We start from the raw sequence: 24,694 nt of genomic DNA, 5'->3' as shown, positions 1-24,694 counted from the left end.
CCCACGACGCCGGCAAGTTGTCGCGCCCCAACGTGCCTTTCGTACGTGTTTAGATCAGTGTGCGCAGGATACGGCCCAGCTGGGCGCGATCGTCCGGACTGAGCGCGCTGAAGAAGCGGTCGGCCTCGGCGCGGCGGGCCGCTTCGATCGCGCGGAGCGCGTCGCGGCCGGGGCCGGTCAGCGCCACCAGCGTCGCGCGGCGGTCGGCGGGGTCGGCGCGGCGTTCGACCATCCCGCGGGCCTGCAGGTCGTCGACGACTTCGGTGGCCGAGCGCGGGGCGATGCGCAGCTGTTCGGCCAGTTCGTTGAGGCGCAGGGCTTCCTGGCGGCCGAGCACGTTCAGCGCCCGGGACTGCGACGGGGTGATCTGCCAGGGCGCGAGGGCGTCCTTGGTGAGGTGCCGCAGGTGGCGGGCGACCGCCCAGAAGGCCTCCGAGAGGCCCGCTTCCTCGTGCTCGTCCACGGGAATACCGTACCAGTGGTTACTGTTGGAACCTCATGTTGAGGTAACCTCAGCATCCACCCACGGAAGGATCCACCCCTTGGACAGCCCACTCATGGAACGAGGAGGCCGCCGCGGCGGCGGCCCGCACACCGTCACCGCCGAGGAGAAGGCGCAGGCCCGCGAGGTGTCGCTACGCCGCATCGGCGGTCTTTTCACCGCCCACCGCTGGCAGCTCGCCGTGGTGACCGCGATCATCGTGGCGTCGTCCGTGATCGCCATGGCCACGCCGTTCCTGCTGCGTGAGGTCATCGACGTGGCGCTCCCCCACGCCGACCTGACCCTGCTGGTCTGGCTGGTGCTCGGCATGGTCGCCGTCGCCGGGCTGACCTCAGCCCTGGGCGTCGTGCAGACCTGGATCTCCACCACCGTCGGCCAGCAGATCATGCACCGGCTACGCACCGAGGTCTTCACCCACCTGCACCGCCAGTCGATCGCCTTCTTCACCCGCACCCGCACCGGCGAGGTGCAGTCGCGCATCACCAACGACATCGGCGGTATGCAGGCCGTGGTCACCTCGACCGCGACCTCCGTCGCCTCGAACCTCACCACCACCGTCGCCACCGCCGTGGCCATGGCTGCCCTGTCCTGGCGGCTGTCGCTGGTCTCGCTGGTCGTGGTGCCCCCGGCCGTCTACCTGACCCGCCGGGTCGCCCGCATGCGCCGCACCATCACCGCGCAGCGCCAGCGCGAGCTGGCCGACCTCAACGTCACCATCGACGAGGGCCTGTCGATCAGCGGCGTACAGCTGAGCAAGACCACCGGCACCGGCCCCGCGCTGGTCCAGCGCTTCACCACCTCGTCGTCCCGCCTCATCGACCTGGAGCTGCGCTCGGAGCTGGCCGGCCGCTGGCGGATGGCCTCGATGAGCATCATCTTCGCCGCCATCCCCGCGGTCATCTACCTCAGCGCGGGCCTGCCCGCGACCGCCGGCACGCTGAGCATCGGCACCCTGGTCGCGTTCACCGCGCTGCAGGCCAACCTGTTCCGGCCGCTGATGGGTCTGCTCAACGTCGGCGTGTCGCTGACCAGCTCGCTGGCCCTGTTCGCCCGCATCTTCGAATACCTGGACCTGCCGGTCGACGTCGACGACCCCGCGCACCCGGTCGAACTCGACCCCACCCGCGTCGCCGGGCACCTGCGCCTGGAGGACGTCACCTTCGCCTACCCGGGCAGCGAGACCGCCGCCGTCGCGGGCGTCAGCCTCGACGTGCCCGCGGGCACCTCACTGGCCCTGGTCGGCGAGACGGGCTCGGGCAAGAGCACCATCGCCGCGCTGATCTCCCGGCTCTACGACCCGGCCGCCGGTCGCATCACCGTCGACGGGGTCGACCTGCGCGACCTGCGGCTGGCCGACCTGGCCCGGATCCTCGGCGTGGTCAGCCAGGAGACCTACCTGCTGCACACGACGATCAGGGAGAACCTGCGCTACGTGAAGCCGACCGCCACCGACGCCGAGATCGAGCAGGCCGCCCGCGCCGCACAGGTCCACGACCTGATCACGGGCCTGCCCGAGGGCTACGACACCGTCGTGGGCTCCCGCGGGCACCGCTTCTCGGGCGGCGAGAAGCAGCGCATCGCCATCGCCCGCACCCTGCTGCGCGACCCGCGCATCCTGGTGCTCGACGAGGCCACCAGCGCCCTGGACACCCAGACCGAACGGGCCGTGCAGCGCGCGCTCGACGAGCTGAGCCGCGGGCGCACCACGATCACCATCGCGCATCGGATGTCGACCGTGCGCGACGCCGACCAGATCGCGGTGCTCGACCACGGCCGCATCCTCGAATCCGGCTCGCACCGCAACCTCGTCGAGGTCGGCGGCCGCTACGCGGCACTCGCCGCATAGCGGCCAGGTCCTCCTCGCCGCGCCGACGAATCCACGAATCCCGGCCGTTCGGGAACCCGAGCGGTCCCGGAACGGTCGGTGTGGTGCGGAGTGGATCGTGAAAGGTGGCCCCGGTGGCGGAGGAGATGGAGCTGATGACCGAGACGCAGCAGTACGCGTACCGGTCGCTGGTTCAACTGGACGGGGGGCGGGCCGCCGATGTCGCCGCGCTCGGCGCCCTGTCGCACGCGCAGGCAGCGGCCGCCCTGCAGGCCCTGCTGGAGGCCGGGCTGGCGGTTGTCGAGCCCGGCCCGGACCCGGTGTTCCAGCCGCTGCCGCCGGAGGTGGCGCTCGGCGCGAGCCTGCTGCGGCGGCAGGAGGCCCTCGAACGGGGCCGTCGGATCATGACCGACCTGCACGAGCAGTACCGGGCCGCCAGCCGCCAGCGATCCGAACAGGTCGCCGAACTGGTCGTCGGCGCAGAGCCGCTGCGCCGGCGGCTGCGCCAGGTGCAGGATCTGGCCGGCGGTGAGCTGCTGTGGTTCTGCCGCGCCAATCCGGTCGCGCTGGCCAGCGGCGAGAACACGGCAGAGTTCGACGCGCTCGCCCGGGGCGTCGTCAGCCGTGCCGTCTACGAGCGGGAACCCCTGCTGGCACCCGGCGTGCTCGACAACGTGGCGGAGGGGATCCGCCGCGGCCAGCTGGCCCGGGCCACGCAGTCGCTGCCGGTGCGGATGCTGATCGCCGACCGGACGACCGCGGTGTTGTCGCTGATCCGCGAGCCTGGCGACGCCGCAGGCCCCCGCGCCGCGGTGATCAACAACGGCGAGCTGCTGCACGCGCTGGTCGACCTGTTCGACGGCCACTGGGAGACGGCGGTGCCGATCCGGGTCACCGGCGGCGGAACCGATCACCCTGAAGGCCCTGCCGAAGCCGAACTGTACGTGCTGTCACTGGTCGTCGGCGGGGTGCCCGACAAAGCGATCGCGTCCCAACTGGGCGTCAGCCGGCGCACCGTGCAGCGGCGACTGGATCGACTGATGGCGCTGGCGGGCGTGGACACCCGGGCGGGCCTGGCCTACCACGCGGCGCGGCGCGGCTGGCTGTGACCGCGGGGCGTCGTGGCTGGGCCGGCCGCCCTCGCTGACGACGCCGTTGAGCTGGTCTGATCTGATGTCCATGACGGCGGGAGGAGGACCCGGCATGACCCGGCACCGCTTCCATGGCGACGAGGCCCGGTTCGACGTGCTCGCCGAGTTCGTCACGGCACGCTTCCCGCAGGCCCGGTACGTCGCCGACGTGGCCGGCGGCCAAGGCATGCTGACCCGGCTGCTGCGCAAGCGGTTCGGCCTGGAAGCCGAGGTCGTGGACCCCCGGGGCTGGACGCTCAAGGGTGTGCCGGCCCGCGCCGAGCCCTACCTGGCGACGCTGGCCGACTACTACGACCTGATCGTGGGCCTGCACCCGGACGAGGCGCTGCGCGAGGTGGTGGACTCGGCACGGGTGCGTCCCGTGCTGGTCGTGCCCTGCTGCAACTTCTGGGACCGCGACCGCAAGCTGGGCCGCGACGAGCTGCTGACCGCGATCACCGCCCATCACCGCGCCCTCGGCGGCCGGGCCGAGCACGTCGAGCTGGCCTTCCGCGGCCCGAAGAACCACGCCCTGATCCTGCTGCCGCCGCCGATGCGCAACGGCTGACGCCGGTCAGGCGGACCGGGCGGCCCTGCGCCGCCGGGACAGGTACAGGTAGAGCAGGGTCACGCCGGTCATCAGCAGCGCGCCGCCCACCGCGAAGGCGATGATGACGATCCCGGACAGCGCCGCCATGCCCTCCAGCTCACCCGCCAGGAAGGCGAACAGCATGAGCACGCTCGCCACGACCGCCAGCAGCCAGGCGAGGCCAGACAGTCCGATCAGGACCTTGCCGAGCAGGCCGGTCCGGCGCGTAGATTCTGGCATGGGAGGCAGCGTAACGCCTCGCGCCAAAGGCCGTGGCGGCCGAGGACACGACCCTTGGGCGCGAGCTCAGAGGGTGGTTCGTAGGACTATGTCCCGTTGTTGGTTTGGCCCTGAGGTAGAGGTCCTGCTCGTGTCCTGTCCGTGCCTGCGCGTGCCGTAGGGCGCTGGCGGATGTCGGCAGCGACTAGGCTGTTCGTGCGCGGCCGGTAACGCCCGCTTGTTACGACAACTTCATGTATTGGCTCAGGGATGTTGGGTGGGCTCATACCTGGAGGCAGGCTGTGTTCCGCCCATTTATACGTGTTATTGCGATTCCTGGTGCGGGGTTGCCGGTGGTCGCGAGCTTCCTCGGCGCCCTGCCGATCGGGATGCTCGGCCTTGGTGTGCTGCTGCTGGCGCACTCGACGACGGGATCGTTCGCGGCGGCGGGGTCGGTGAGCGGCGCGTTCAGTATCGGCAACGCCGTCGGCCTGGTGACGCAGGGGCGTCTCATCGACCGGTATGGCCAGACCAGGGTGCTCGTCGTCGGGGGACTGCTGTGTCCGGCGGCGCTGGTGGCATTCATCGCTGCCAGCTCTACGCACGCGCCGTTGTTGGTGAGCGCGATGCTGGCAGCCGGTGGCGGCGCGAGCCTTCCCGCCACCACGAGCAGCATGCGGGTGTTGTGGCCGCGGCTGGTGCGCGATCCGGCGCAGCGCAGTACCGCCTACGCGGTTCTGGCCACGCAGTTCCAGATAGCCATGGTCGCGGGTCCGCTGCTGGTGTCGGCGCTCGTGCTGGTGGGCGGTCCGGCGGGCGCCGTGCTGGTGGCGGCCGGGTTCGCCTGCTGTGGTGGGCTGGCCTTCGCCGCCGCCCCCGCGTCGCGGCGTTCGCGCCTTGCGGCGGATGCGCCCGCGGCAGTCCCTCGCGGACGGCTGGGTGCGGGTATGTGGACGCTTCTGGTCGCCGGCTTCGGCGGCGGCGTGGCCGGCGGGATGATGACGGTCAGCGTGCCCGCCGTCGCCGCCGAACACGAATCCGCCGCCTTGGCTGGGCTTCTGTTCGCCGCGTTGTCGGCCGGGGAACTGCTGGGCGGATTGATCTATGGTGGCGTGGCTTGGCGGTTGCCGCCCGCGCGCCGCTTGGTGGTCGGTCAAGCTGCTGCCGCGCTTGGCATGGCGGCTTTGGTGCTGCTGACCGGCACGCCCGCCGGGATGCTGGTGGCGATGTTCGCGGTCGGGGCGTGTCTGGCTCCGATCGCGATTGCCAGCTCAGCTCTCCTGGACGACATCGCACCCCCGGGTTCGCTGGCGCGGGCTTACACCGTGCTGGTCGCGGTCGGCCTTCTCGGTGTCGCGGCAGGCAGCGCGGTTGGTGGAGCGCTTGGCACTTCGCTTGGGACGCGGCCGGTCTTGCTCATTGCCAGTAGCGCGCTCGGCGTCGTAGCGTCGTGGACCACCGTCCGCATTCGCTCGCTGCTCGCCGCCACAACACGTTCCTGCGCCACGAGCTGACGACGCAGACCTGCCGACCAGCTCGCCCATTTTCGCCAACCAACGTGCCCAGATGGTGGCCTATTCGTTTCTGGCCGGTTTGTCATCGCTCGATGATGTGATGTTCCGGCCCTCGTGAGAAGGAGCTGGCCGACCTCGCGATCACCCGCATAACCCTGATGAAACCGACCGGCGAGGCCGAAGCGAGCACACCGGCCGACGCGACCATCGCCAGCATCGCCTACCAGAAGATCCTCGCCGTATTCGCCACCGCCACCGGCCCGATGCGCGCCAAGGACGTATGCCGCGACCTCGGCGTAGGCGTCGCCGCGAAGCGATACCGAGGGGATGCGCGCCAAGCTCAAACGCCTTGTCGCCCGCCAGATCCTCGTCGAGCCAGAGCCGGGCTTGTCCGCGCTCACCTCGGTGACACGGTCCGCATAACCCCGCGAGTAGGACTCCTATCCCACTGCCAGACCATAAACGGACATAGTCCTACGAACCACCCTCTCAGTCCGTGGCGATCACGATCACGCTGTCGCCCGCGTCCAGCCGGACCAGAGCGGACCTGCGCGGGTTGAGCACCACCCCGTAGAACGGCGGCTGGTCGGCGGCGTCACGGCGGCGGAAGCCGATCGCCGACTCGCCGCGCCGCCGGGCCGACTCCACCACGGTCGCGAACGTGACCTCGGCTCCGGGCTGCACGTAGTCGGCCGCGGGCTTGAGGTGGATCTCCGCACCGGACGCGTCGAACAGGTCGGCGAACACCTCGTACAGGTGCCGGTTCTCGGCCAGCTGGGTCATCAGCAGGCTGATCAGCCGTGCCGAGACCACGAAGTCGTCGGCCTTGGTCACCTGGGCGACCTCGCGGTTGCCGTCGTCGTTCATCTCGGTGACGATCGAGTACGGCTCACCGAGGTTGACTTCGATGTCGCGCAGGTGCAGCAAGGTCACCAGGGTGCGGTCGTCGGCGCGGTCGGGCTCGGCGGAGTCGTCGGACAGCACGATGATGTGCTGGTATCCCCCCAATTCCATCCGCTCCAGGTCGCGGCGGCTGGTGGGCTGGCAGCGCTGGTAGCCGACGGTCAGGTTCTCCCGGCTCACCGCGAGGGCGTCCTCCGGCGGGTTCGGGGCGGCGACCTCGACCGCCGAGCCGGGCTCGGCGAAGCGGTCCAGCAGGTCCAGCACGCGGTCGGCGCGCGAGTTCCAGCCGACCATCAGGGTCCGGTCCGGTGCGACCTTGGTGTCGGGCACCAGCACGATCGCGTCGGAGTGCACCCGTGCCGGGTCGACGGCCAGTTCGATGAGCAGGTCGTCCTCGGCGACAAGGATCACCTCGTCGCCCTCGGTCAGCACGGTGTCCATCGGCGGGTTGACCGCGATCGCGCCGTCGGCGCGGCGCAGGCCGATCGGCGCGCCCGCCTCGAACGCGCCGAGGACGTCGCCGTATGCCCGGCCGACCAGCGAGGGTTCGGCCCGGATGTAGATCTCGTTGCCCGCGAAGTCGAGCAGGTCGGTGCAGACCGTCGACAGGCCCGACTGCCGGTGCGACTGCACGACCATGCGCACGGCGATGTCGTCGGCGTCGATGACCAGCGCGTGCTTACCCCCCGCCAGTTTCGCGGCGGCGACGTTGGCCGACTCCTGCACCGCGGCGACCACGTGCGGGCGCGCCGCGGGCCAGGGGCGGTTGTTGAGCAGCAGCAGCACCTTGATGACGTCGATGTCCGGATCGTCGCCGGTCGGCGACAGCACCATCACGGCGCGCGCCGTGTCGAGACTGACCAGGTCGAGATCGCTGCGCTTCAGCGGGCTGCCGGACCGGCAGACGACCCGGGTGCGGCCGGTGTCGCCGACCCGGGCGCGGATCTGGTCCTCCATCTCGACCTTGTCCCGGTCGGCGAGCACGACCACGGTCGAACGGCGCGAGCCGCGGTTGGCCGCGGCCAGCTCCCCCACGACGGTGAAGACCTGGTCGGACCAGCCCAGCACGACGATGTGGCCCTGGGCGATCACCTGAGAGCGGCCTTTACGCAGGTTGGTGATGGCGTCGTTGAGCCCGGTGGTGAGCACGCCGATCAGCGAGCTGACGAGGAAGATACCGCCGATGGTGACGACGAGCATCAGCGCGAGGTACACCGGGCTGCCGCCGTCGGCACCCATGGTGCCGGGGTCCAGGGTGCGCAGCACGCTGCGCCACAGGACGGCAGACCAGCCGCCGTCGTGCGCGGTGTCCTCAGCCGCGAACAGCATCGCGAGTCCGGTCACGACGGTGATCAGGGCCAGCGACGCCAGGCCGAGCCAGCCGATGAGGGCGGGCGTGCCCCGGTCCATGGTGCCGTCGAACCAGACGCGCAAACGTCGCCGCACTCCCAGCCGTACCACTGAGGTTCCTCCCACTGCCGCCACTGCCGGCCGCTGAATGTCCAATAGGCAGAGACATCCTAGGGAGCAGCCGGGAAGGTGGCCGCAGGCCGTCCGGCTTGTTCTCCGCGATGGGCGGTGTGCTGGGTTCGCCGCACAGCAACGGGCCGGGGCCGCCTGGGAACAGACGGCCCCGGCCCGGGGCGGAACGAGCGTCACCGGCCCGCGGCGACCTCCTCGCGGCGGTGCCCGGTGTGCAGGTGCGGCAGGTGCAGTTCGGCGGGCTCGGGCGGGAGGTCGTCGACTCCGGCGGCCACGGCCTGCTCGTGGCGGCGGTGTGCGGACGGCAGGGCGAGCGACGCGATGACGGCCAGCACGGCCACGCCCGCGCATACCCAGAACCCGGTGCTGAACGCCGTATCGGTCGGCAGGCCGCGCGGGGTGCTGTTAGAAGTGATGACGGCGGCGACGACGGCGGAGCCGATGCTGCTGCCGATGGTCCGGGCGATGGTGTTGACGCTGGTCGCCTCGCCGGTCTGGGTGGCCGGCACGCTTTCGATGATGGCGTTGGACATGGCCGCGAAGGCCAGGCCGATGCCCGCGCCGACGGCCAGACCGGAGACGACCACCTGCCATTCCACGTTGTGTACGACGGCGGGCAGGGTGAAGCCGCCGACGACGGCGACCGCGCCGAGGAACATCGGCAGTTTCGGCCCGTACCGGCGGACCAGCAGCCCGGCGAGTGGGCCGAACAGCACCATCGACACGACGGTGGGCAGCAGGAACAGGCCCGCCTCGGACACCGACTTGCCGTAGCCGTAGCCGGTGGCGGCGGGCAGCTGCAGCAGGGTCGGCACCAGCAGGAACGACCCGAACATCGCGAAGCCGAGGATCAGGGCGACGAGGTCGGTGGCCCATACGCCGCGGATCTTCATGAGGCGCATGTCGACGAGCGGCTCGCTGACCCGCAGCTCGACCACGACGAACAGGATCATGGTGACCACGCCGACGGCGAGCAGGCCGATGGTGTTCGCCGAGGCCCAGCCCCAGGACTGGCCCTTGCTGATGGCCAGCAGCAGCGACACGAGCGAGACCGACAGGACGGCCGTGCCGAGCACGTCGAGCCTGCCGGGCTTGCGCACCGGCGACTCCTGCATCCCGAAGATCGCGCCGAGCAGCGCGATGACGACGAGCACCAGGGGCAGCCAGAACAGCCAGTGCCAGGACAGGTGCTCCACGATGGGGCCGGCGGCCACGATGCCGACGCCCGCGCCGACGCCGAAGATCGCCGACAGCAGGCCGACGGTGGCGCTGACCTTCTCGCGGGCCAGTTCGTCGCGGACCATGCCGATCGACAGCGGCATGATGGCGCCCGCCGCGCCCTGCAGGGCGCGCGCGACGATGAGCACGCCCAGGTTCGGGGCCAGTGCGGCCAGCAGGGTGCCCACCGCGAGCACGGCGAGCACGGCGATGAGCACGCGGCGCTTGCCGACCATGTCGCCGAGCCGGCCGAGGATGGGCGTCAGCACCGATGCCGACAGCAGGTAGGCGGTGAGGATCCAGCTGGCGTTGGCGGTGGAGACGTTCAGGTCTCCCGCGATGGTGGACATCGCCGGGGCGACCAGCGACTGGAGCACGGCGAAGGCGAGACCACCCAGTGACAGGTACAGCACGAGCAGCGTGCCGTTGGTGCGGCGACCCGTGGGCGCACCCGGCCCGCTCTCGACGGTGGCACCGGCGGCCGGCGGCCCCACGATCGGCTGCGACATGAACTTCTCCTGGAGAAACTTGTAAACAACTGCTGACTTGCCGAGTATTACCCGCTCGCAGTCCGGTCAACAGTTGTTTACATCACTTGTAAGCAGTTGTTTACGTCACGTTCCATGGCCGCTATCCTGATTCGAGAGCGAGGGGAATCCATGGCGACCAGCAGTCCGCGCACCTCCACCACGGGCGAGAACCCGGCCGGGCAGCGCCGCCGTGACGCGGCCGGAACCCGGCAGCTGCTGCTCGACGCCGCCCGTCGCCGCTTCGCCGCCCACGGATACACCGGCACGACCGTGCGCGACATCGCCGACGAGGCCGGGGTCAACGTCGCGCTGATCAGCCGCTACTTCACGTCCAAGGAGGGCCTGTTCGAGGCGTGCCTGGTCGGCGCGGTCGACGAGCTCAGCCACGCGGTGGCCCCGGACGTGACCCTCGACCGGCTGCCGCACGCCATCGCCGCGCAGCTCGCCGGGACCGGCCTGGGCAGTCGGCCGGACCAGTTCCTCCTGCTACTGCGCTCCTCCGGCGACGAGCGGGCCGACCAGATCCGGCGCAACACCGTGCGGTCGTTCGCCGAACGGCTGGCCACGGCCGCGGGCTGGCGGCCCGGCCACCCCGACGGCGACCGGATCATGCTCAGGGCTCAGGTCGCGCTGGCCACCGGCTTCGGGATCGTCCTGCTGCGCTCCTCCACCGGGCTGGAACCGCTGTCCTCGGCCGGTCCGCAGGACCTGCTCGCACCGATGCAGGACCTCATCGACGGGCTGCTGCGCGAGCGCGGCGCGCGGTGAGCGCCCCGACGATGCGCGCGGCGGTGGTCACCGCGCCGGGCGAGTGCTCGGTGCAGGAGGTGCCCGCGCCACGGGCGGCCGCCGGTGAGGTCGTCGTGGACGTCGAACGGGTCGGGGTCTGCGGCACCGACGTCGAGTTCTTCACCGGCGAGATGGCCTACCTGCACGAGGGGCACGCGCGGTTCCCGATGCGGCTCGGTCACGAGTGGGCCGGCGTCGTGCGCGCCGTCGGCGACGGCGTGGACCCCGCGTGGCGCGGCCGGCGGGTCATGGGCGACACGATGCTCGGCTGCCGCGCCTGCCGCCGCTGCCTGCGCGGACACCAGCACGTGTGCGCCGACCGGCAGGAGGTCGGCATCCGCGGCGGCCGACCGGGCGCCCTGGCCGAGCAGGTCGCCGTGCCGGTCACCGCGCTGCACGAACTGCCCGGCGCCGTCGATCCGGCCCTCGGGGCGCTCGTCGAGCCGGGCGGCAACGCCCTGCGTGCCGCGCGAGCCGCCGACCTGACCCCGGGCGACCGGGTGCTCATCCTCGGTCCCGGCACCATCGGGCTGCTCACCGCGATGTTCGCCCGCGCCGCCGGAGCCGAGGTGCACCTGATGGGCCACACCGCGGCCTCGCTGGCCTTCGCCCGGTCCCTCGGCTTCACCGCCTGGACCGAACTGGGTCTGCCCGACCTCCCCTTCGACGCGGTGATCGACGCCAGCAACGCCGCATACCTGCCGGCCAAGGCGCTCGACCTGGTCGAACCCGCGGGCCGCGTCGTCTACATCGGCCTGGCCGGCTCCCCCAGCCTGGTCGACACCCGCCGGCTGGCGCTCAAGGACGTCACCGCCGTCGGTGTCCTGTCCGCCTCCCCCGGCCTCGCCGCCACGATCGCCGCGTACGCCGCCGGGCACGTCGACCCGCGGCCGCTCGTCGCCGCCACGGTCGGCCTCGACCGGGTCGGCGCGGTGCTGGCCGGTGTGCCCGTCGCGGGCGCGGGGCCGGGACCCAAGTTCCACATCGATCCGCGCCGAGCCGGGTAGGGCGGGATCGCCCTACCCGGCCATGCCGGCTACGACGCGGCGCAGGTGTATCCGGACGGCACCTGGGTGTTGCCGTTGGGCCGGCTGACCTGGTAGCCGAAGTTGGCCACCGAGCCACCGGGCGGGATCGCGCCGTTGAAGCTCACGTTCCGCGCCGTCACCGTCTGGCCGCTGGTCGTCACGGTCGCGTTCCACGACCCGGTGATGGCGTGCCCGGCGGGCAGGGTGAACGTCAGCGTCCAGCCATTGATCGTCGACGTGCCGTTGTTGGTGACGGTCACCGGCTGGATGACGTAGCCGGTCGCCCACTGGGTCTGCACGGTCCCGGTCGCCGAGCAGCCCGCCCCGGTCGGGGGCGGCGAGACGCTGGGCGACGGCGGTGCACTGGGCGAGGGCGGCGCGCTCGGCGACGGCGGGGCGCTCGGCGACGCGCTCGGCGAGGGCGGCGCGCTGGGCGACGGCGTGCTGGGGCCGTCGGTCAGCGTGGGGGTCTGCCAGTCGCGCCACTCGGCCAGGTTGCCGGCGGCCCGGCTGGAGATCCTCATCGCGCCGGGGGCGTTGCCGGTCTTCAGCAGGTACTTCTGGATGTTCTGCTGCAGCGGGGTCGACCATTCCGGCCGGTTGGCGCAGTGGCTGCCGTTCTGGATGTCGGACCAGTAGGTGATGTTCTCCCCCGCGCCGAGCGCCTTGTAGACCTCCGCGCCGCCCAGCGCCGCCACGCTGGCCGACTTCGGCCCCAGGTTGACGATGTGCGGGTTGTCCATGATGAACAGCCCGCGCGGCGCGACCATGGCCACCATCTGGTGCGTGTCGACCGGCAGCGTGTTCGGGCTGCCGGTGAAGGAGCCGAACGCGTCGCCCAGCCACGGCTGCTCACCGTACGCGCTGCTCAGGCTCTGCGCGCCCTCGCCGGGGATGCCCCGGAAGATCGGCACACCCGCACTGCCCGACTCGATCGGCATGGTCAGCGCGATGCGCTGGTCGAACGCGCCGACGACGAACGCTCCCTTGCCGAACCGCGAGCATCCCGTGACGCCCATCGCGTCTGCCTTGAGGACGCTGCCGCCCGACTGCGCGATGACGTCGATGATCCGGCTGACGCCCCACGACCAGGCCATCAGCAGGCCCGTGCTGCTCGTGGCGCCGTAGATGGTGTAGAACGCGCCCTGCTTGTTGTTGCGGGGCGTGCCCTCCCTGCCGACCGCGTACGGGTCGTAGTTGATGACCGCCGCGCCCGCGGCCCGGATGGCCGCGGTGTCCGCGCCGAACCCGCCCAGCACGACGACGGCCGGGAAGGGCCCGGAGCCGCTGGGCAGCTGCACACTGGCCGAGAAGCTGGAGCTCCTGCCGGTGTGCGAGACGTTCACCGTGATGTTGGTGCTCGACACCGTGCCGGTGACGCTGGTGGGCTTGGCGGGCTTCTCGCCGTACACGTACCGCTCCGCCAGCTTCTTGATCTCCTCCCGGCGGCACCGCCAGTCGGACTTGGCGGTGATGCGGGCGCCGTCCAGCTTCTTGAAGGGATCGGGCAGCCGGGAGTTGGCGGTCAGCGAGCCGGGCAGCGTGACGGGGCAGTCGGCGCCCTCGTCCTCGACAGCGGCGGCGAGTGCGGCCGCCTCGGCGGGCACGGTCGTCGTGATCACCGCGACCGCACCGGCGAACGCGAGGGCTGTCACGGTCAGCGCGACGATCGTCGCACGGACCGTCGAACGGCCTGCGCCGACGGCCGCCAGGGCGATCCTTCCGGTATGGACGACGGCGGCGGCGACCTCGATCGCCGATCTTCTCCTGGGGACGGTTCGCATGCGGGCTCCTCCTTGCCGATGGGGCGGAATCGATCGGCGACACGGGTTGGCCTGGGCACGAGGCGGGTGCGGCAGCAGCACTCGAGGAACCGGAGGGCGGTCGCCGCGGGAAGCCGGAGCCGCCTCGCACCGGAGCCGACCCGTGAGCGCGCTCACGTCTGTCGATGGACACGCTCCCACAACGTTTCGGTGTTTTCAAGGGAAGGTTTCAAGGAAATTCCGGAAACGTTTCCCTCAGCAAAGCTGAGCGATCACGACCTGAGTCAATGAAGACCTGCCACACCAGTCCCGAAAGTTTCGGAGGCCCTCCGAAAAGTATCGACCGGCATGCTCATACGATCCCGCTCGGAGGGACGCATCGGCGCGGACCACCCCCCACGGAGTGGCGTGCGGGTGCCATGATGCCGACCCAGAAGATCTCCGAGAGAGGTGTCCGTGAGTCAGCCCAAGCGGATGAAAGCACCGTCATCGCCGCGGCCGCGAGTGTCGCCGCGGTCGTGTGCACGCCCTGGACGGCGACGCTGGTGCCGGACGCGCCCGGGTCAAGCGGCTACCACATCCCGGTCGCCTGGCAGGACTTCGCACAGCCGATCGCGCTCGCGCTCATCGCGCTGACGGGAGGCCGGTGGGGGCTGAGCGTCCTGGTCACGGGTCTGGCTGTCACCGTGCCGCCCGCGGTGGTCTACGGCGTCTACGGCGAGTACTTCATGGACCCTGTCGGGGCCGGCATGTGGCCGGTGGGGGTGGTCGTGCTGGCACCGCTCGTGTTCGGGGCCGCCGTCGGGCTCGCCGCGCTGGGCCGGATGCGGTGGCGGCTCGGCGCACAGCGCCAGGCGGCCCGCGCTGCCGCCTGAGCGGGTCAGCCGGGCCGTCACCGGCGGTGCGCGCCGGCGGGGTCTATCCGACGCGCGGAAGCCGCACCCGGGCCGCCAGCGTCAGCTGGTGGAGGCCTTCGCTGGCCTCCGGCCGCGTACGCAGCACGTCTTCGAGCCGGACCCGCCATTTGCCGCCCTCGACGTCACGCGCGTTGAGCCGCGGCGAGGTCGCCAGCTCCTTGCGGGTGGCCAGCAGATCCCGCCGGTAGGTCGGACCGAGCAGGACCGCGACCTGATCGCAGTACCACGCGAACAGGCCGGCGTCGGCAGCCGACACGTCGACCAGGATCCTTGCCGCATCGAAGGCGATTCTTGGCTGGTGTTGCACATTGCTGTCCACGTGGGCCTCCCCCGGAACGACGCCTGTCCAATCACCAGATGGTCCTGGACGGCCCTGAACGGCGCAATACTCCTTGCGGCCAGCGGCGTCCGCCGATGCGTGCGGCCCGCCGCAGCGTGGCCGCCACCAGGTCACCGGTTCGCCTTCCGGCCCTGGAGAACCGCCGGAACCCTCTCCTGACCCGGCGCAGGACCGTTAGCGTCGAGGTCGGGGACGGATCGGCCCGTCCGGCCACCGAGGAGGATACGTGATGACCACCACCTGGACCGCCGAGGAACTCGACCGCATCGGCGCCGCCGACGAGCTGGACGTCGCGGCCCGGCGACGGGACGGCTCGCTGCGCACCCCGACCACGATCTGGGTGGTGCGCAACGGCGACGACCTGTACATCAGGTCCTTCCGAGGACCCGAGGGCGGCTGGTACCGCGCGACGAAGACCCGGCACGAGGGCCACATCCACGCCGCCGACATCGACAAGGACGTCGCCTTCGTCGCCGCACCCGACCCGGACCTCAACACCCGCGTCGACCAGGCCTACCGCGAGAAGTACGCCCGCTTCGGCGGGCAGTACGTCGACCCCATGACGGCCGCGCCCGCGCGGACCACGACAACCCGCATCGTGCCGCGCTGATCACGAGGTCGTCCACGGTCGTGGTCCTCCGGTGGCGCGGCCGTCAGGTGAGTGTCTTGGACATCTGCTGTGTCATGACGGTGAAACCCAGGCTTTCGTACAGCGCGATGGCCCGGCTGTTGCCCCCGAACACGTTGAGGCCGAACCGGGTGGCCCCGTGTCGGCGCAGCTCCTCCTCGACGGCCAGGATCATCGCCCGGCCGTGGCCCCGGGACTGGTGTTCCGGATCCACGTCGATGTTGTGCAGCCAGGCCATCTCGGGGCGGCCCGGCGCGCCCGGCAGCGTGGCCCAGACCCAGCCGACCGTCTCGCCGTCCACCTGCGCGGACCGCAGGATCGCCCACGCGGTGCCCAGCCCGGCCGGCAGGACCAGCTCCAGCTGATGCCGCGCCTCAGTCTCGGCGTCCGCGCCGCTCATGCCCCGCTGCTGCTGGAGGTTGGCGGCATAGCGCCGCCGCAACGCGGCCACCCGCCGGTCGTAGTCCGGACCGGACATAGGGACGAGAACGAGACTCATGCGAACTCCAGGGCAGAACAGACACCTACGCCGGCCATCCTGCCCGACCCAGCGAATCGGGGGACGGCTGGGCCGGATGGAGCTCACCGGACGCGACACGGCCGGCCGGATCGTGGCGAGGCGGACCTTCGAGGACCAGGGCCTGTGACCGGCGCCGTACTCCGGCCGGGGCTCGGCGGCGTCAGGCGATGTCGAGGTGGTCGGCCACTCCGGCGACCTGGAACACGCGCAGCACCCACGGCTGGACGTTGACGCACCGCAGCAGCACTCCCCGTCGCCGAGCGTAGTCCTGTGCCCGCACCAGCCCGGCGATGCCCATCGAGTCGAGAAACCGCGTGTCGGACAGGTCGACGAGGACCACGCCGCAGCCGGAGGTGTCGACCGCCGCGCGCAACCAGGCCTCGACCCCCTCGACCTCGGACATGTCGACGTCTCCCGCAATCCGTACGGTGCAGACGTCGCCGTCGACCACCGTGGCGTGGGTGACCCGCATCGGTACAGCCTCCTCGCGCTGACGCCGAGGTGTCTCGTACCCACCCGCCACCCCGGTAAACCGTAGAATGCGACGCCTGACCGGGCGGGAGGACGGCGACGATGCGGGTGGCGATGGCCAGCGCCGCGGCACACCACGGCCGCGTGAACGAGGATTTCACCGCGGCGACGGCGACGGCGGCGGTGCTGGTCGACGGTGCGGGCATCCCCGGCGCGGAAGCGGTCTGCCGACACGGCGTGGCCTGGTACGCCGTACGCCTGGGCGGCAGCCTGCTCGGTCTTCTGTCGCTCGACCCGGATCGCAGCCTGACGGCGGTGCTCGCCGCGGCCGTCGAGCAGGTGACCGCCGAGCACCGGGACACCTGCGACGTGGCCGACCCGATCAGCCCGTCGGCGGCCGTGGCCATGCTGCGCCTGTCCGGTGACCGGCTCGATCACCTGGTGCTCGGCGACGCGGTGCTCGTGCTGGACCGGGCAGCGGATACGCCGCTGGTCGTCACCGATCCCCGCGAGGTGGTGATCGCCCGGTCCTACGAGTCCAAGCTCGTGGGCAAGGCCGAAGGCAGCGAGGAGTACCAGCGCATCCTGCGGGAGCTGCGCTCCCGCCGGAACTCACCCGGCGGCTTCTGGGTCGCCAAGGACGACCCGAAAGCGGCCGACGAGGCGCTGACCGGCAGCTGCGCGATAACGGACCTGTCCGGCGCGGTCCTGCTCAGCAACGGCGCCAGCCGGATCGTGGACCGGTTCGGGCTGACCGACTGGCCGGGCGCCATGGCCGTGCTCGCCACAGAGGGACCCGCCGCGGTCATCGGCCGCGTCCGGCAAGCCGAGGCACGACACGCGACGGCGGCCGACGACGCGACGGTCGCGCACTGCACAGCCCTGGACGTGGCCTGACGGCCGTCCGGGTCGCGGCGGGGCTCCTGGCGCGGGCCGTCGCGGAAGGGCCGCTCCGCATAGGATCAGCGGGACGCTTGATGGCCGAGGTGCTCGGGGGCGCTGGGAATCGTGATGTTGCCTGCGGACAGCCATGTGCACAGTCAGTGGTCGTGGGATGCCGCGGTCGGCGACATGGAGGGCTCGTGCGCCCGCGCGGTGGAACTGGGGCTCCCTGCGGTCGCCTTCACCGAGCACCTCGACCACACGGTCTGGACGGTGAACCTCGACGGGCTCGATCCCGGCGCGCATCTGGCGAAGATGGCCGCCCCGGACGGGCTGCTCACTCCGCCGCCGTTCGATGTGCCCGGCTATCTGGCGGCCGTCGAGCGGTGCCGTGAACGGTTTCCGAACCTGCTGGTCCTGAGCGGTCTGGAGGTGGGGGAACCGCACTGGCACGCCGAAGCCGTGGCGAAGGTGCTGGGTGCGGGCCGCTTCGACCGGGTGCTCGGCTCCGTGCACTGCCTGCCGCTGGGCGACGGGTTCGCCGAGCCGCCGGGCCTGTTCCCGCACGGGCAGGCGGCCGACGTCGTCCGGCGCTATCTGGCGGAGATCGCGGTGCTGGCTGCCCGGAGCCAGGTGTTCTCGGTGCTGGCGCACATCGACTATCCCGTCCGCTACTGGCCCGCCCAGGCTGGTCCGTTCGATCCGTACGCCTTCGAGGACGAGTTCCGGCACGCGTTGCGGGCACTGGCCGACAGCGGCCGGGCGCTGGAGGTCAACACCAAGGTGCCACTGCATCCGGAGGTCGTCGGCTGGTGGCGGCAGGAGGGCGGCCGCGCGGTCACCTTCGGCAGCGACGCCCACGACCCGGCCGGGCTGGGGCACGGGTTCGGCGCGGCGGTGGCCATGGTCGAGGCGTACGGCTTCCGGCCCGGACGTCATCCCCACGACTTCTGGACCCGCCCGCGCTGAACCGGCTCGACAGACCCGGCGGCGGTCGGTTCAATCAGGACCGTGAACGGCTTCGAGGCCTGGCTGGCCTACCTGTTCGACCGGCCCGCCGACGACGACGGCTCGTGGGACGACCAGCCCCACGAGTGGTTCGACCGGTACGCCCGCCAGGACACGCCCGCGGCGACCGCGGAACGCATCCGGGAACTGTTCGGCAACGCGGGTAGCCTGCTGCGGCGGCACTCCGACGACCAGGTCGCCTGCGGCGTACGCGACATCGTCGACGACGGGCTCGGCGTGCTGCGCTCCCGGCAGGTGCCGGTGGTGCTGCGTACCACCGGGCTGCGCTCGATCGTCACGCTGTTCGCCGAGGTGTTCGCCGCGCGGATATCGGTCGAGCAGCCCCGGAACGAGCCGCAACTGCAGTCGGTCTGCTTCATGTTCTTCGACATCGCGCCCCTCGACCTGGGCGACGACACCGTGCTGGACGTGCTGGAGGACACGCTGGCACTGCCGTCGGTCCCATGCCAGCGGGCCGCGCTGCACGGCCTGGGTCACGCCCACTGCCAGGCACCCCAGGCGGCGCAGGCGATCGTGGACCGGTGGCTGGCCCGGCACCGCCACGCGCCACAGGAGGTGCGGGACTACGCCACCGCCGCCCGCGCCGGGCAGGTCATGTGACCCCGGTTGACTGGCGGTCGGGTCCGGAGTGGACGATGCGATCGTGAGAATTCTCGTGGTGGGTGGTACGGGCCTGATCGGCGCGCATGTCGTGGACGTGCTGGGTGAGCGGGGCCATGCCGCGACCACGGTGGCGCGGTCGGCCCGTCCGGGCGTCGACCACGTGCTCGATCTCGCGTCGGCATCCGTCGAGGAGCTGCGGTCGCTGCTGGCGGGTCACGACGGGGTGGTGTACGCCGCCCGCTCGGACGAGCAGCGGCCGCTGCGCAAGCCGATCCACCCGGTGTTCCGCAGGGACATGGTCGAGCCGGTGGTGCGCCTGTTCACCGCCGCCCGTGCGGAGGGCCTCACCCGCGGGGTCATCATGGGCTCGTACTACACCTACTTCGACCGGCTGCACCCCGAGTGGCGGCTCCCGCAGCGCCACGTCTACATCCGGTGCCGGGTCGAGCAGGCCCGCGAGGCACGCGCGGCCGCCGGGCCGCAGCTGCCGGTCGCGGTGCTCGAACTGCCGTTCGTCTTCGGCCGGGCCGGTGACCGCCTGCCGAACTGGGCCGGTCCGCTGGACGGCTGGGCCAGGTCCCGCGCACCGCTGGCCGTCCCCCTGGGCGGGACCGCGGCGACGTCGGCGCGTAACGTGGCCGAGGTCGCGGTCGACGCGCTGGAGCGGGCCGACGGCACCGACATCCCGGTCGCCGACGAGAACCTGACCTGGCACGACCTGATCGCGCGCATCGCCGACGCGGTCGGCCGACCCCGCCGGGTCCGTCACCTGCCTGCCGGGGTCGTCCGGGCCGCCATGCGATCCGGGGGTGTGCTGCAGGCCCTCGGGCGCAAGGAGTCCGGCATCAACCCATCCCACTTCGCCGGACTGATGCTCGCCAAACTGTTCGTCGACCCGCCGTCCGGCCGCCCGCTGGACGCGGCCCTGCGGGAGACGTTCGGCCGGCAGGCGGGCGATTAGCCCGGCTCGGCGGCGGCGAGCAGTCGTCGGCCGAGCACCTGGGCGGTGTGGCGGATCTCGGGGCCGCCGACGATCCGGAACGCCACGGGGACGGCGGTGAGCTGCTGGGCGTACCACCAGGGATTGCTGGTGGTGCCGACCAGCCGGCAGCTGTCGGCGTCGACGGGCTCGACGCGTCCCAGGTTCGGCGGCACGTGCCGCGCGGCGTCGGCCGCGGGCGCGTCGATGATCACCTCGACGGCGTACTCCCAGCCGACCGCGAGATGCTCCTCCAGCGTGGCGACCGGATCGAGGTCGGCCGGGGGGACGAAGCCGTCGTCGAGCACCTCGACGCCGCGGACCCGGTCGATCCGGTATGCCCGCCGCCCATCGGACGTGTGCGACCAGCACAGCAGATACCAGCGGCTGTGCCGCACGACGACCGCCCACGGGTCGACGTCCAGGTCCCGCTCCACACCGGCCTCGGAGCGGTAACGCAGCCGCACCCGCCGCCGGTCCGCACCGGCGCGCACGAGTTCGGTGGTGGTCTGCGGGTCGGGCCGGGCGGCCCCGCGGTCGGGCGCCGGGGCGGTGGCTCGGCGGACGGCTTCGGCCTGCGCCGCGACCTGCTCGGGCAGCGCCCGCACGATCTTGCCCAGGGCGCCGCCGACGGGACTGGTCGGGTCGCCCGCGTCGTGGTGGCCGTCGAGGACCGCCATGACCAGGCCCAGCGCCTCCGCCGCGCTGAACACCAGGGGCGGCAGCCGCAGGCCGCGGCCCACCCGGTAGCCGCCGTACGGGCCGCGCACCGACTCGATCGGGATGCCCGCCTCGCGCAGGATGCCGACGTAGCGGCGGGCGGCCCGCTCGGACACGCCCAGCTTGTCGGCGATCCGCTCGGCGGTGATGCCGGGGTTGCCCTGCAGCAACTCCAGCGCCATCAGGGCCCGCGCGGTGGGGCTCACGTCGGGTGTCACGGGGTGTCCTTCCTGCGCGTGCCGCATCCGGCGCGGCCGCCGTGCGGTTCCGGACGTAGAACGTCCGGAACCGAACTTAGCCTGCTCCCATGACCGACGACATCGTCCTGAGCACCGTGATCCACGAACCGTCGATGACCGCCGGCGAGGTCGAGATGCTGATGTTCGCCCTCGACCGCTCCCGCGCCACTTTCGCCTGGAAGTGCGGCGGGTTGGACGCGGCCGGGCTGAACCGGCCCCAGCCGCCGTCGACGCTGACCCTCGCCGGCCTGCTCAAGCACATGGCAGCTGTCGAGGAGCGGTACACCATCGACTTCACGGGCGAGGCGCCCGGACCGCCGCTGGACGCTCCCGAGGCGGCCGACCCGGGGTGGGTGTGGCGCAGCGCGGCCGATGACTCGCCTGCTGAGCTGTACGGGCTGTGGCAGGGTGCCGTCGAGCGCTCGCGGGCCGCGATGGCGAAGGCGCTCGCCGACGGCGGGCTCGACCAGCCCGCGAAGTACACGGCCGCCGCCGACGGCACGTCGCCGAACCTGCGCCGCATCGTGGTGGACCTGCACGACGAGTACGCCCGGCACGTGGGCCACGCCGACCTGCTGCGCGAGGCCGTCGACGGGCTCACCGGAGAGGACCCGCCGCAGTGACGGCGACCGGTGCTCAGCCAGGCAGCCGCGTGCCCGGCGGCACCCACTCGGGGTCGAGTTCGAAGACGAAACGGTAGCCGTCGCCGCGGTCGGCGGGGCCGAGCGTCTCGATCGGCCCCGCGGGCACACCGTCCACGAACTGTTGCCGGTACGCGGTCCCGTCGCGCCACTGGTACACGCTCACCCACAGGCTCAGCGCCGCCGCGACCCCTACCCCGTATGCCGGGCGGTAGTTGTACGGCCCCCAGGCGATGAGCTCACCGACATCGAGCCGCCCAGCCTCGACGCCCGTCGCGGCGGCGGAGAACCGCAACGGCCCTTCGACCTCCACTGCCACCTCATCGGACGACACGACGTCCAACAGCTTCCGCAGCAGATCCGGATCGGTCCGGGCCGCGCTGATGAACATGTGGGGACTGTTTCTGATCGACCAGGTCGGCATTGACAGCAGGATCCCGGCGGCGCTGTAGGTGGGACGGCCTGCGCTGTCGAGTGCAACGGGAACGCGCACTTCGCGCCACCGCTCGCGGTCGTGCGGCAGGTCGGCCGCGGCGAACATCTCGGCGACCCCGGCACAGGTCCCATCCCAGAGCTCGTCACGGTCCGCGACCACGCGGGCGAAGCGCTCCTGCTCGGTCGACGCCGTGTCATCGTCCACCAGCCCGGAGGGAAAGGCGTGGCGCAGGTACGGCCCGAACTCGGCCATCGGCCCCACGACGCCGCGCAGGCCTACCGCCGCCAGGGCGGCATGCACCAGCCGGCCGAAGTCGCCGGTCCGCTCGCACACGGTGCGGATGAGCACCCTGTGCGGCAGGTCGCGCAGCTGGGGAAGGGTCATCATGCGGTACGCCGGAGGCACGAACGGCTCGGTGAACGAGTGGTCGAATGCGCGTGGACGTTCGGCCGCCCGCACCAGCACCTCGGTCGCGTCCGGATCGTCGGAGAGCACCGGTGCGAGCGCGGCGCAGGTCCGCACGGCGAGTCTCGGATCGTCAAGCCAGTCCCGTGGCGCGACTCCCAGTTCGCCGAGCCCGAGGGCCAGACTCGCGCACTCACGGCGGTCGGCGGTCGCCTGCGCGGTCTGCTGGTGGTACGCGATCAGATCGGCGCGACGGGCGGCCAGCCGGGGATGCCTGACCAGCGTCGCCGCTGTGCTGGCGGCCATCGTCCGGGTCCACGACGGCCAGCCGGGCCGGATCGGCCACACCGCGTCGAACACCTCCGGCAGCAGCTCGAAGCAATCGGACAGCGCCCCGCGGGGCGGTACCTGCCCGGCGTCGGCGTGCGCGTCCCCCGCCACTCGCGCGATCTCGCGCATCAGGAACAGGACGCCTTCGCGGATGGTGGCGTCACCGGCGCCGAGCGCGGGATCGTCCAGCACTGCCACGAGCCGGCGGACGGCTGGAGCCGTCTCCGGGGTGAGGCGCCCACCGGCGAACAACCGTGGCCACAGCGAGGAGAACGCGTCACCGGCCCGGTCGGGGTCCGGGCCGCACAGCGCGGTGAGCATCGCCGAAAGGTCGGCCGCCGGGCCTTGCGCCGGGAAGTGCCCCGCCGCGCCGGTCTCGTCGGAGATCACCACGAGCGGAGGCTACCCGCGGCGCTGCGGCTACGGTAGCTGCGTGGACCTGACGGACGTCGCCGTGGAGCGGACCTATCGGCTGCGATCGGAGGTGCTGGGCTGGACTTCTCCTGAGACTCGGATCGACGACGGCAGCGCAGGTCATATGGCGCTGCTCGACGGTGGCACTGTTGTCGCCGCGGTGTCCCACGCGACCTGGCCGTGTCCTGATGAGCCGAATGTCCCGGCGCGCTATTTCTGGGCGATGGCGGTCGACACCGCCTACCAGGGGCGCGGGTATGGGCGGCGGCTGCTGGCCGCGGTCGCAGACCGCGCCCGGGCCGACCGCGAGCGGGTGGTGTGGGCGGACGCCCGCGAGACCGCCGTCGCCTTCTACACCGCCTGTGGTGCGCGCGTCGCAGGCGAGCCCTACGTCGACGACGGCACCGGCCTGCTCGTCCGTCACGTGGTGTTCACGCTCGGCGCGGCTTAGGGCGTGTCTCTTGGATCTGGACGCACGCGAGTATCACGTGTGTCGTGTCCGGACGCTTCGAGCTCACCGATGCTGAGTGGGAGATGCTGAAGCCGCTGCTGCCCGTGGATACGCAGCATGGTGGCCGGTGGCGTGATCATCGGACGACGATCTCGTGGATCTTGTGCCGGGAGCGGACCGGGATCACCTGGCGGGACCTGCCGGCACGGTTCGGCCCGTGGAAGACGGTGTACCAGCGCAAACGCCGCTGGGCCCTGGATGGGACCTGGGCGACGATCTGCGACGCGCTGCGCATCGACTGCTACACCGACGAGCGAAAGAGTTCATGTACCAGGCCGCGGGTCGACGTCGCCACGATGAAGATCTGGCTACGCGACCTCACCCGAGATCCACGACAGTCGGGGCGGCGCGGGTCACGCGTTGGGATCATCGTCGCTGGGCAGCCAGGCCCACCCGGGATCGGCGTCGAGCACCTCAGGGTCGGCCAGCGCCGCCTCATATGCGGCGCGATCGAAGGTGTACGGCCCGATCAGCAGCTCGCCCCACTGCTCGCGGCGCGGCTGAGCGAACTCCGACCAGGTCACGATGCAGTCGTCGGCGCTAATCACGGCAAGCAGCGGCCAGCATTCCCAGTGGCCGCACGAGCCGCAGCCCAACAGGGGTGTGCGGCCATCCCACAGGCCGTGTGTCCGCCGGTGGTCTTCGTCCGGCTCACCGAGCAGCAGCCTCGACGGCACGCTCAGCTCAAAGGCCCACAGGTCCGTGTACTGATCGAGCACGAACCGCCACAACTTCTCGCCGTCATACCGGCCAGAGAGTTCGGTCCGCCAGAGATCACGGGTCGCCTCGGCCGCGATGAGGCGCAGGTCCTCACCATTTACCTGGATTCCCAAGCGTCGTAGGGCTGCCCCCGGGCCGTGGGCACGGTTGGGGTGGGTGAAGAACACGGCCTGATCCACCCGGCAAGCGAACCAGTCTTGCCGGGGCGCTGTCGAACCCATATCGCAGCCCGCGGCGGAGATCCGTAGGCAGTCGATCGGCGGTACGGGAGCCGCTGTTGAAGTTCACCGTGACGCGGGTCCAGGCTCCCACAGCGCGGAAGTTGGTTTCGGCGATGAGGAACCACCTGCCGACCCGTCGAAGTCCTCCGGACTGATCGAGCGGGTCTGCACGGCCCGCAGCCGTGCGATCGTACTG

General features: G+C 71.6%; 25 protein-coding genes and 1 pseudogene. 15 read left to right on the top strand and 11 right to left on the bottom strand.

The window, feature by feature from the left end:
• Positions 1-49: 49 nt before the first annotated feature.
• Positions 50-463, bottom strand: coding sequence for a MarR family winged helix-turn-helix transcriptional regulator (locus F9C41_RS01770; RefSeq protein WP_155384795.1), 414 nt, complete (start codon positions 461-463; stop codon positions 50-52).
• Positions 464-557: 94 nt separating this feature from the next.
• Here F9C41_RS01770 and F9C41_RS01765 point away from each other — a divergent pair, with 94 nt between their 5' ends.
• The 3 genes from F9C41_RS01765 to F9C41_RS01755 all read left to right on the top strand — a co-directional run bounded on the left by F9C41_RS01765 (position 558) and on the right by F9C41_RS01755 (position 4,025).
• Positions 558-2,348 (top strand): ABC transporter ATP-binding protein, encoded by a 1,791-nt coding sequence (locus F9C41_RS01765; protein WP_155385387.1) that lies wholly within the window; start codon positions 558-560, stop codon positions 2,346-2,348.
• A 113-nt stretch (positions 2,349-2,461) separates the two neighbouring features.
• Entirely contained in the window at positions 2,462-3,436 is a 975-nt protein-coding gene (locus tag F9C41_RS01760) for a helix-turn-helix domain-containing protein (protein ID WP_230689209.1), read from the top strand.
• Between the two features lie 94 nt (positions 3,437-3,530).
• Positions 3,531-4,025 carry a class I SAM-dependent methyltransferase gene (locus tag F9C41_RS01755; RefSeq protein ID WP_155384794.1) on the top strand — a complete coding sequence of 165 codons (495 nt, stop codon included), beginning with the start codon at positions 3,531-3,533 and terminating at the stop codon, positions 4,023-4,025.
• 6 nt (positions 4,026-4,031) lie between these two features.
• On the opposite strand, the gene F9C41_RS01750 is transcribed toward F9C41_RS01755, so the two are convergent.
• Entirely contained in the window at positions 4,032-4,286 is a 255-nt protein-coding gene (locus F9C41_RS01750) for a hypothetical protein (RefSeq protein WP_155384793.1), read from the bottom strand.
• Between the two features lie 332 nt (positions 4,287-4,618).
• Between F9C41_RS01750 and F9C41_RS01745 the strand changes: the two genes are divergently transcribed.
• Positions 4,619-5,779, top strand: a complete 1,161-nt coding sequence (locus F9C41_RS01745) for an MFS transporter (protein WP_196279584.1) — start codon at positions 4,619-4,621, stop codon at positions 5,777-5,779.
• A 489-nt stretch (positions 5,780-6,268) separates the two neighbouring features.
• On the opposite strand, the gene F9C41_RS01740 is transcribed toward F9C41_RS01745, so the two are convergent.
• A complete protein-coding gene (locus tag F9C41_RS01740) occupies positions 6,269-8,143 on the bottom strand; it encodes a CASTOR/POLLUX-related putative ion channel (RefSeq protein ID WP_230689208.1) in 1,875 nt (624 codons plus the stop codon).
• Positions 8,144-8,337: 194 nt separating this feature from the next.
• A complete protein-coding gene (locus F9C41_RS01735) occupies positions 8,338-9,891 on the bottom strand; it encodes an MFS transporter (RefSeq protein ID WP_155384791.1) in 1,554 nt (517 codons plus the stop codon).
• A gap of 150 nt (positions 9,892-10,041) precedes the next feature.
• Here F9C41_RS01735 and F9C41_RS01730 point away from each other — a divergent pair, with 150 nt between their 5' ends.
• Both F9C41_RS01730 and F9C41_RS01725 read left to right on the top strand, forming a co-directional pair.
• On the top strand, positions 10,042-10,680 hold the full coding sequence (locus F9C41_RS01730; RefSeq protein ID WP_196279583.1) for a TetR/AcrR family transcriptional regulator: 639 nt from the start codon (positions 10,042-10,044) through the stop codon (positions 10,678-10,680).
• A complete protein-coding gene (locus tag F9C41_RS01725) occupies positions 10,677-11,708 on the top strand; it encodes a zinc-dependent alcohol dehydrogenase (RefSeq protein ID WP_230689207.1) in 1,032 nt (343 codons plus the stop codon). Before F9C41_RS01730 ends, F9C41_RS01725 begins: the two co-directional genes overlap by 4 nt.
• A 29-nt stretch (positions 11,709-11,737) precedes the next feature.
• On the opposite strand, the gene F9C41_RS01720 is transcribed toward F9C41_RS01725, so the two are convergent.
• Entirely contained in the window at positions 11,738-13,513 is a 1,776-nt protein-coding gene (locus tag F9C41_RS01720; RefSeq protein ID WP_155384790.1) for a glucuronyl esterase domain-containing protein, read from the bottom strand.
• A gap of 401 nt (positions 13,514-13,914) precedes the next feature.
• Between F9C41_RS01720 and F9C41_RS01715 the strand changes: the two genes are divergently transcribed.
• Positions 13,915-14,367 (top strand): hypothetical protein, encoded by a 453-nt coding sequence (locus tag F9C41_RS01715; protein WP_155384789.1) that lies wholly within the window; start codon positions 13,915-13,917, stop codon positions 14,365-14,367.
• Positions 14,368-14,410: 43 nt separating this feature from the next.
• Here the strand turns inward: F9C41_RS01715 and F9C41_RS01710 are convergent, their stop codons facing one another.
• Positions 14,411-14,728, bottom strand: a complete 318-nt coding sequence (locus F9C41_RS01710; protein ID WP_155384788.1) for a hypothetical protein — start codon at positions 14,726-14,728, stop codon at positions 14,411-14,413.
• Positions 14,729-14,978: 250 nt separating this feature from the next.
• Between F9C41_RS01710 and F9C41_RS01705 the strand changes: the two genes are divergently transcribed.
• Complete coding sequence (locus tag F9C41_RS01705) at positions 14,979-15,359, top strand: DUF2255 family protein (protein WP_155384787.1); 381 nt, start codon at positions 14,979-14,981, stop codon at positions 15,357-15,359.
• A 43-nt stretch (positions 15,360-15,402) separates the two neighbouring features.
• On the opposite strand, the gene F9C41_RS01700 is transcribed toward F9C41_RS01705, so the two are convergent.
• Both F9C41_RS01700 and F9C41_RS01695 read right to left on the bottom strand, forming a co-directional pair.
• A complete protein-coding gene (locus F9C41_RS01700) occupies positions 15,403-15,876 on the bottom strand; it encodes a GNAT family N-acetyltransferase (RefSeq protein ID WP_155384786.1) in 474 nt (157 codons plus the stop codon).
• 181 nt (positions 15,877-16,057) lie between these two features.
• Entirely contained in the window at positions 16,058-16,369 is a 312-nt protein-coding gene (locus F9C41_RS01695; protein ID WP_155384785.1) for an STAS domain-containing protein, read from the bottom strand.
• A 143-nt stretch (positions 16,370-16,512) separates the two neighbouring features.
• Between F9C41_RS01695 and F9C41_RS01690 the strand changes: the two genes are divergently transcribed.
• From F9C41_RS01690 to F9C41_RS01675, 4 genes are all read left to right on the top strand, one after another.
• Positions 16,513-17,265 carry a hypothetical protein gene (locus F9C41_RS01690; RefSeq protein WP_230689206.1) on the top strand — a complete coding sequence of 251 codons (753 nt, stop codon included), beginning with the start codon at positions 16,513-16,515 and terminating at the stop codon, positions 17,263-17,265.
• A 114-nt stretch (positions 17,266-17,379) separates the two neighbouring features.
• Positions 17,380-18,219, top strand: coding sequence for a PHP domain-containing protein (locus F9C41_RS01685; protein WP_230689205.1), 840 nt, complete (start codon positions 17,380-17,382; stop codon positions 18,217-18,219).
• A 42-nt stretch (positions 18,220-18,261) separates the two neighbouring features.
• Positions 18,262-18,879: a hypothetical protein gene (locus F9C41_RS01680; RefSeq protein ID WP_155384783.1), complete on the top strand. Its 618-nt coding sequence runs from the start codon at positions 18,262-18,264 to the stop codon at positions 18,877-18,879.
• A 43-nt stretch (positions 18,880-18,922) separates the two neighbouring features.
• Positions 18,923-19,843, top strand: a complete 921-nt coding sequence (locus F9C41_RS01675) for an NAD-dependent epimerase/dehydratase family protein (RefSeq protein ID WP_155384782.1) — start codon at positions 18,923-18,925, stop codon at positions 19,841-19,843.
• On the opposite strand, the gene F9C41_RS01670 is transcribed toward F9C41_RS01675, so the two are convergent.
• A complete protein-coding gene (locus F9C41_RS01670; protein ID WP_155384781.1) occupies positions 19,840-20,799 on the bottom strand; it encodes a helix-turn-helix transcriptional regulator in 960 nt (319 codons plus the stop codon). The genes F9C41_RS01675 and F9C41_RS01670 overlap by 4 nt on opposite strands.
• A gap of 89 nt (positions 20,800-20,888) precedes the next feature.
• On the opposite strand from F9C41_RS01670, the gene F9C41_RS01665 reads away from it, so the two are divergent.
• The gene (locus F9C41_RS01665; RefSeq protein WP_155384780.1) at positions 20,889-21,443 is read left to right on the top strand and encodes a mycothiol transferase; all 555 of its coding nucleotides are present in this window, start codon (positions 20,889-20,891) and stop codon (positions 21,441-21,443) included.
• Positions 21,444-21,456: 13 nt separating this feature from the next.
• Here the strand turns inward: F9C41_RS01665 and F9C41_RS40565 are convergent, their stop codons facing one another.
• Complete coding sequence (locus F9C41_RS40565; RefSeq protein ID WP_196279582.1) at positions 21,457-23,025, bottom strand: hypothetical protein; 1,569 nt, start codon at positions 23,023-23,025, stop codon at positions 21,457-21,459.
• Between the two features lie 40 nt (positions 23,026-23,065).
• Between F9C41_RS40565 and F9C41_RS40560 the strand changes: the two genes are divergently transcribed.
• The gene (locus tag F9C41_RS40560) at positions 23,066-23,497 is read left to right on the top strand and encodes a GNAT family N-acetyltransferase (RefSeq protein ID WP_196279581.1); all 432 of its coding nucleotides are present in this window, start codon (positions 23,066-23,068) and stop codon (positions 23,495-23,497) included.
• 44 nt (positions 23,498-23,541) lie between these two features.
• Positions 23,542-23,766: pseudogene (locus tag F9C41_RS42115) on the top strand (transposase); the annotation flags it as partial.
• Between the two features lie 144 nt (positions 23,767-23,910).
• On the opposite strand, the gene F9C41_RS41035 reads toward F9C41_RS42115, so the two are convergent.
• Complete coding sequence (locus F9C41_RS41035) at positions 23,911-24,456, bottom strand: hypothetical protein (RefSeq protein ID WP_230689204.1); 546 nt, start codon at positions 24,454-24,456, stop codon at positions 23,911-23,913.
• Positions 24,457-24,694: the final 238 nt, after the last annotated feature.

It is taken from the genome of Catellatospora paridis, from assembly GCF_009720365.1.
Classification (GTDB): domain Bacteria; phylum Actinomycetota; class Actinomycetes; order Mycobacteriales; family Micromonosporaceae; genus Catellatospora; species Catellatospora paridis.
This window is presented reverse-complemented; position numbering and strand designations above follow the sequence as displayed.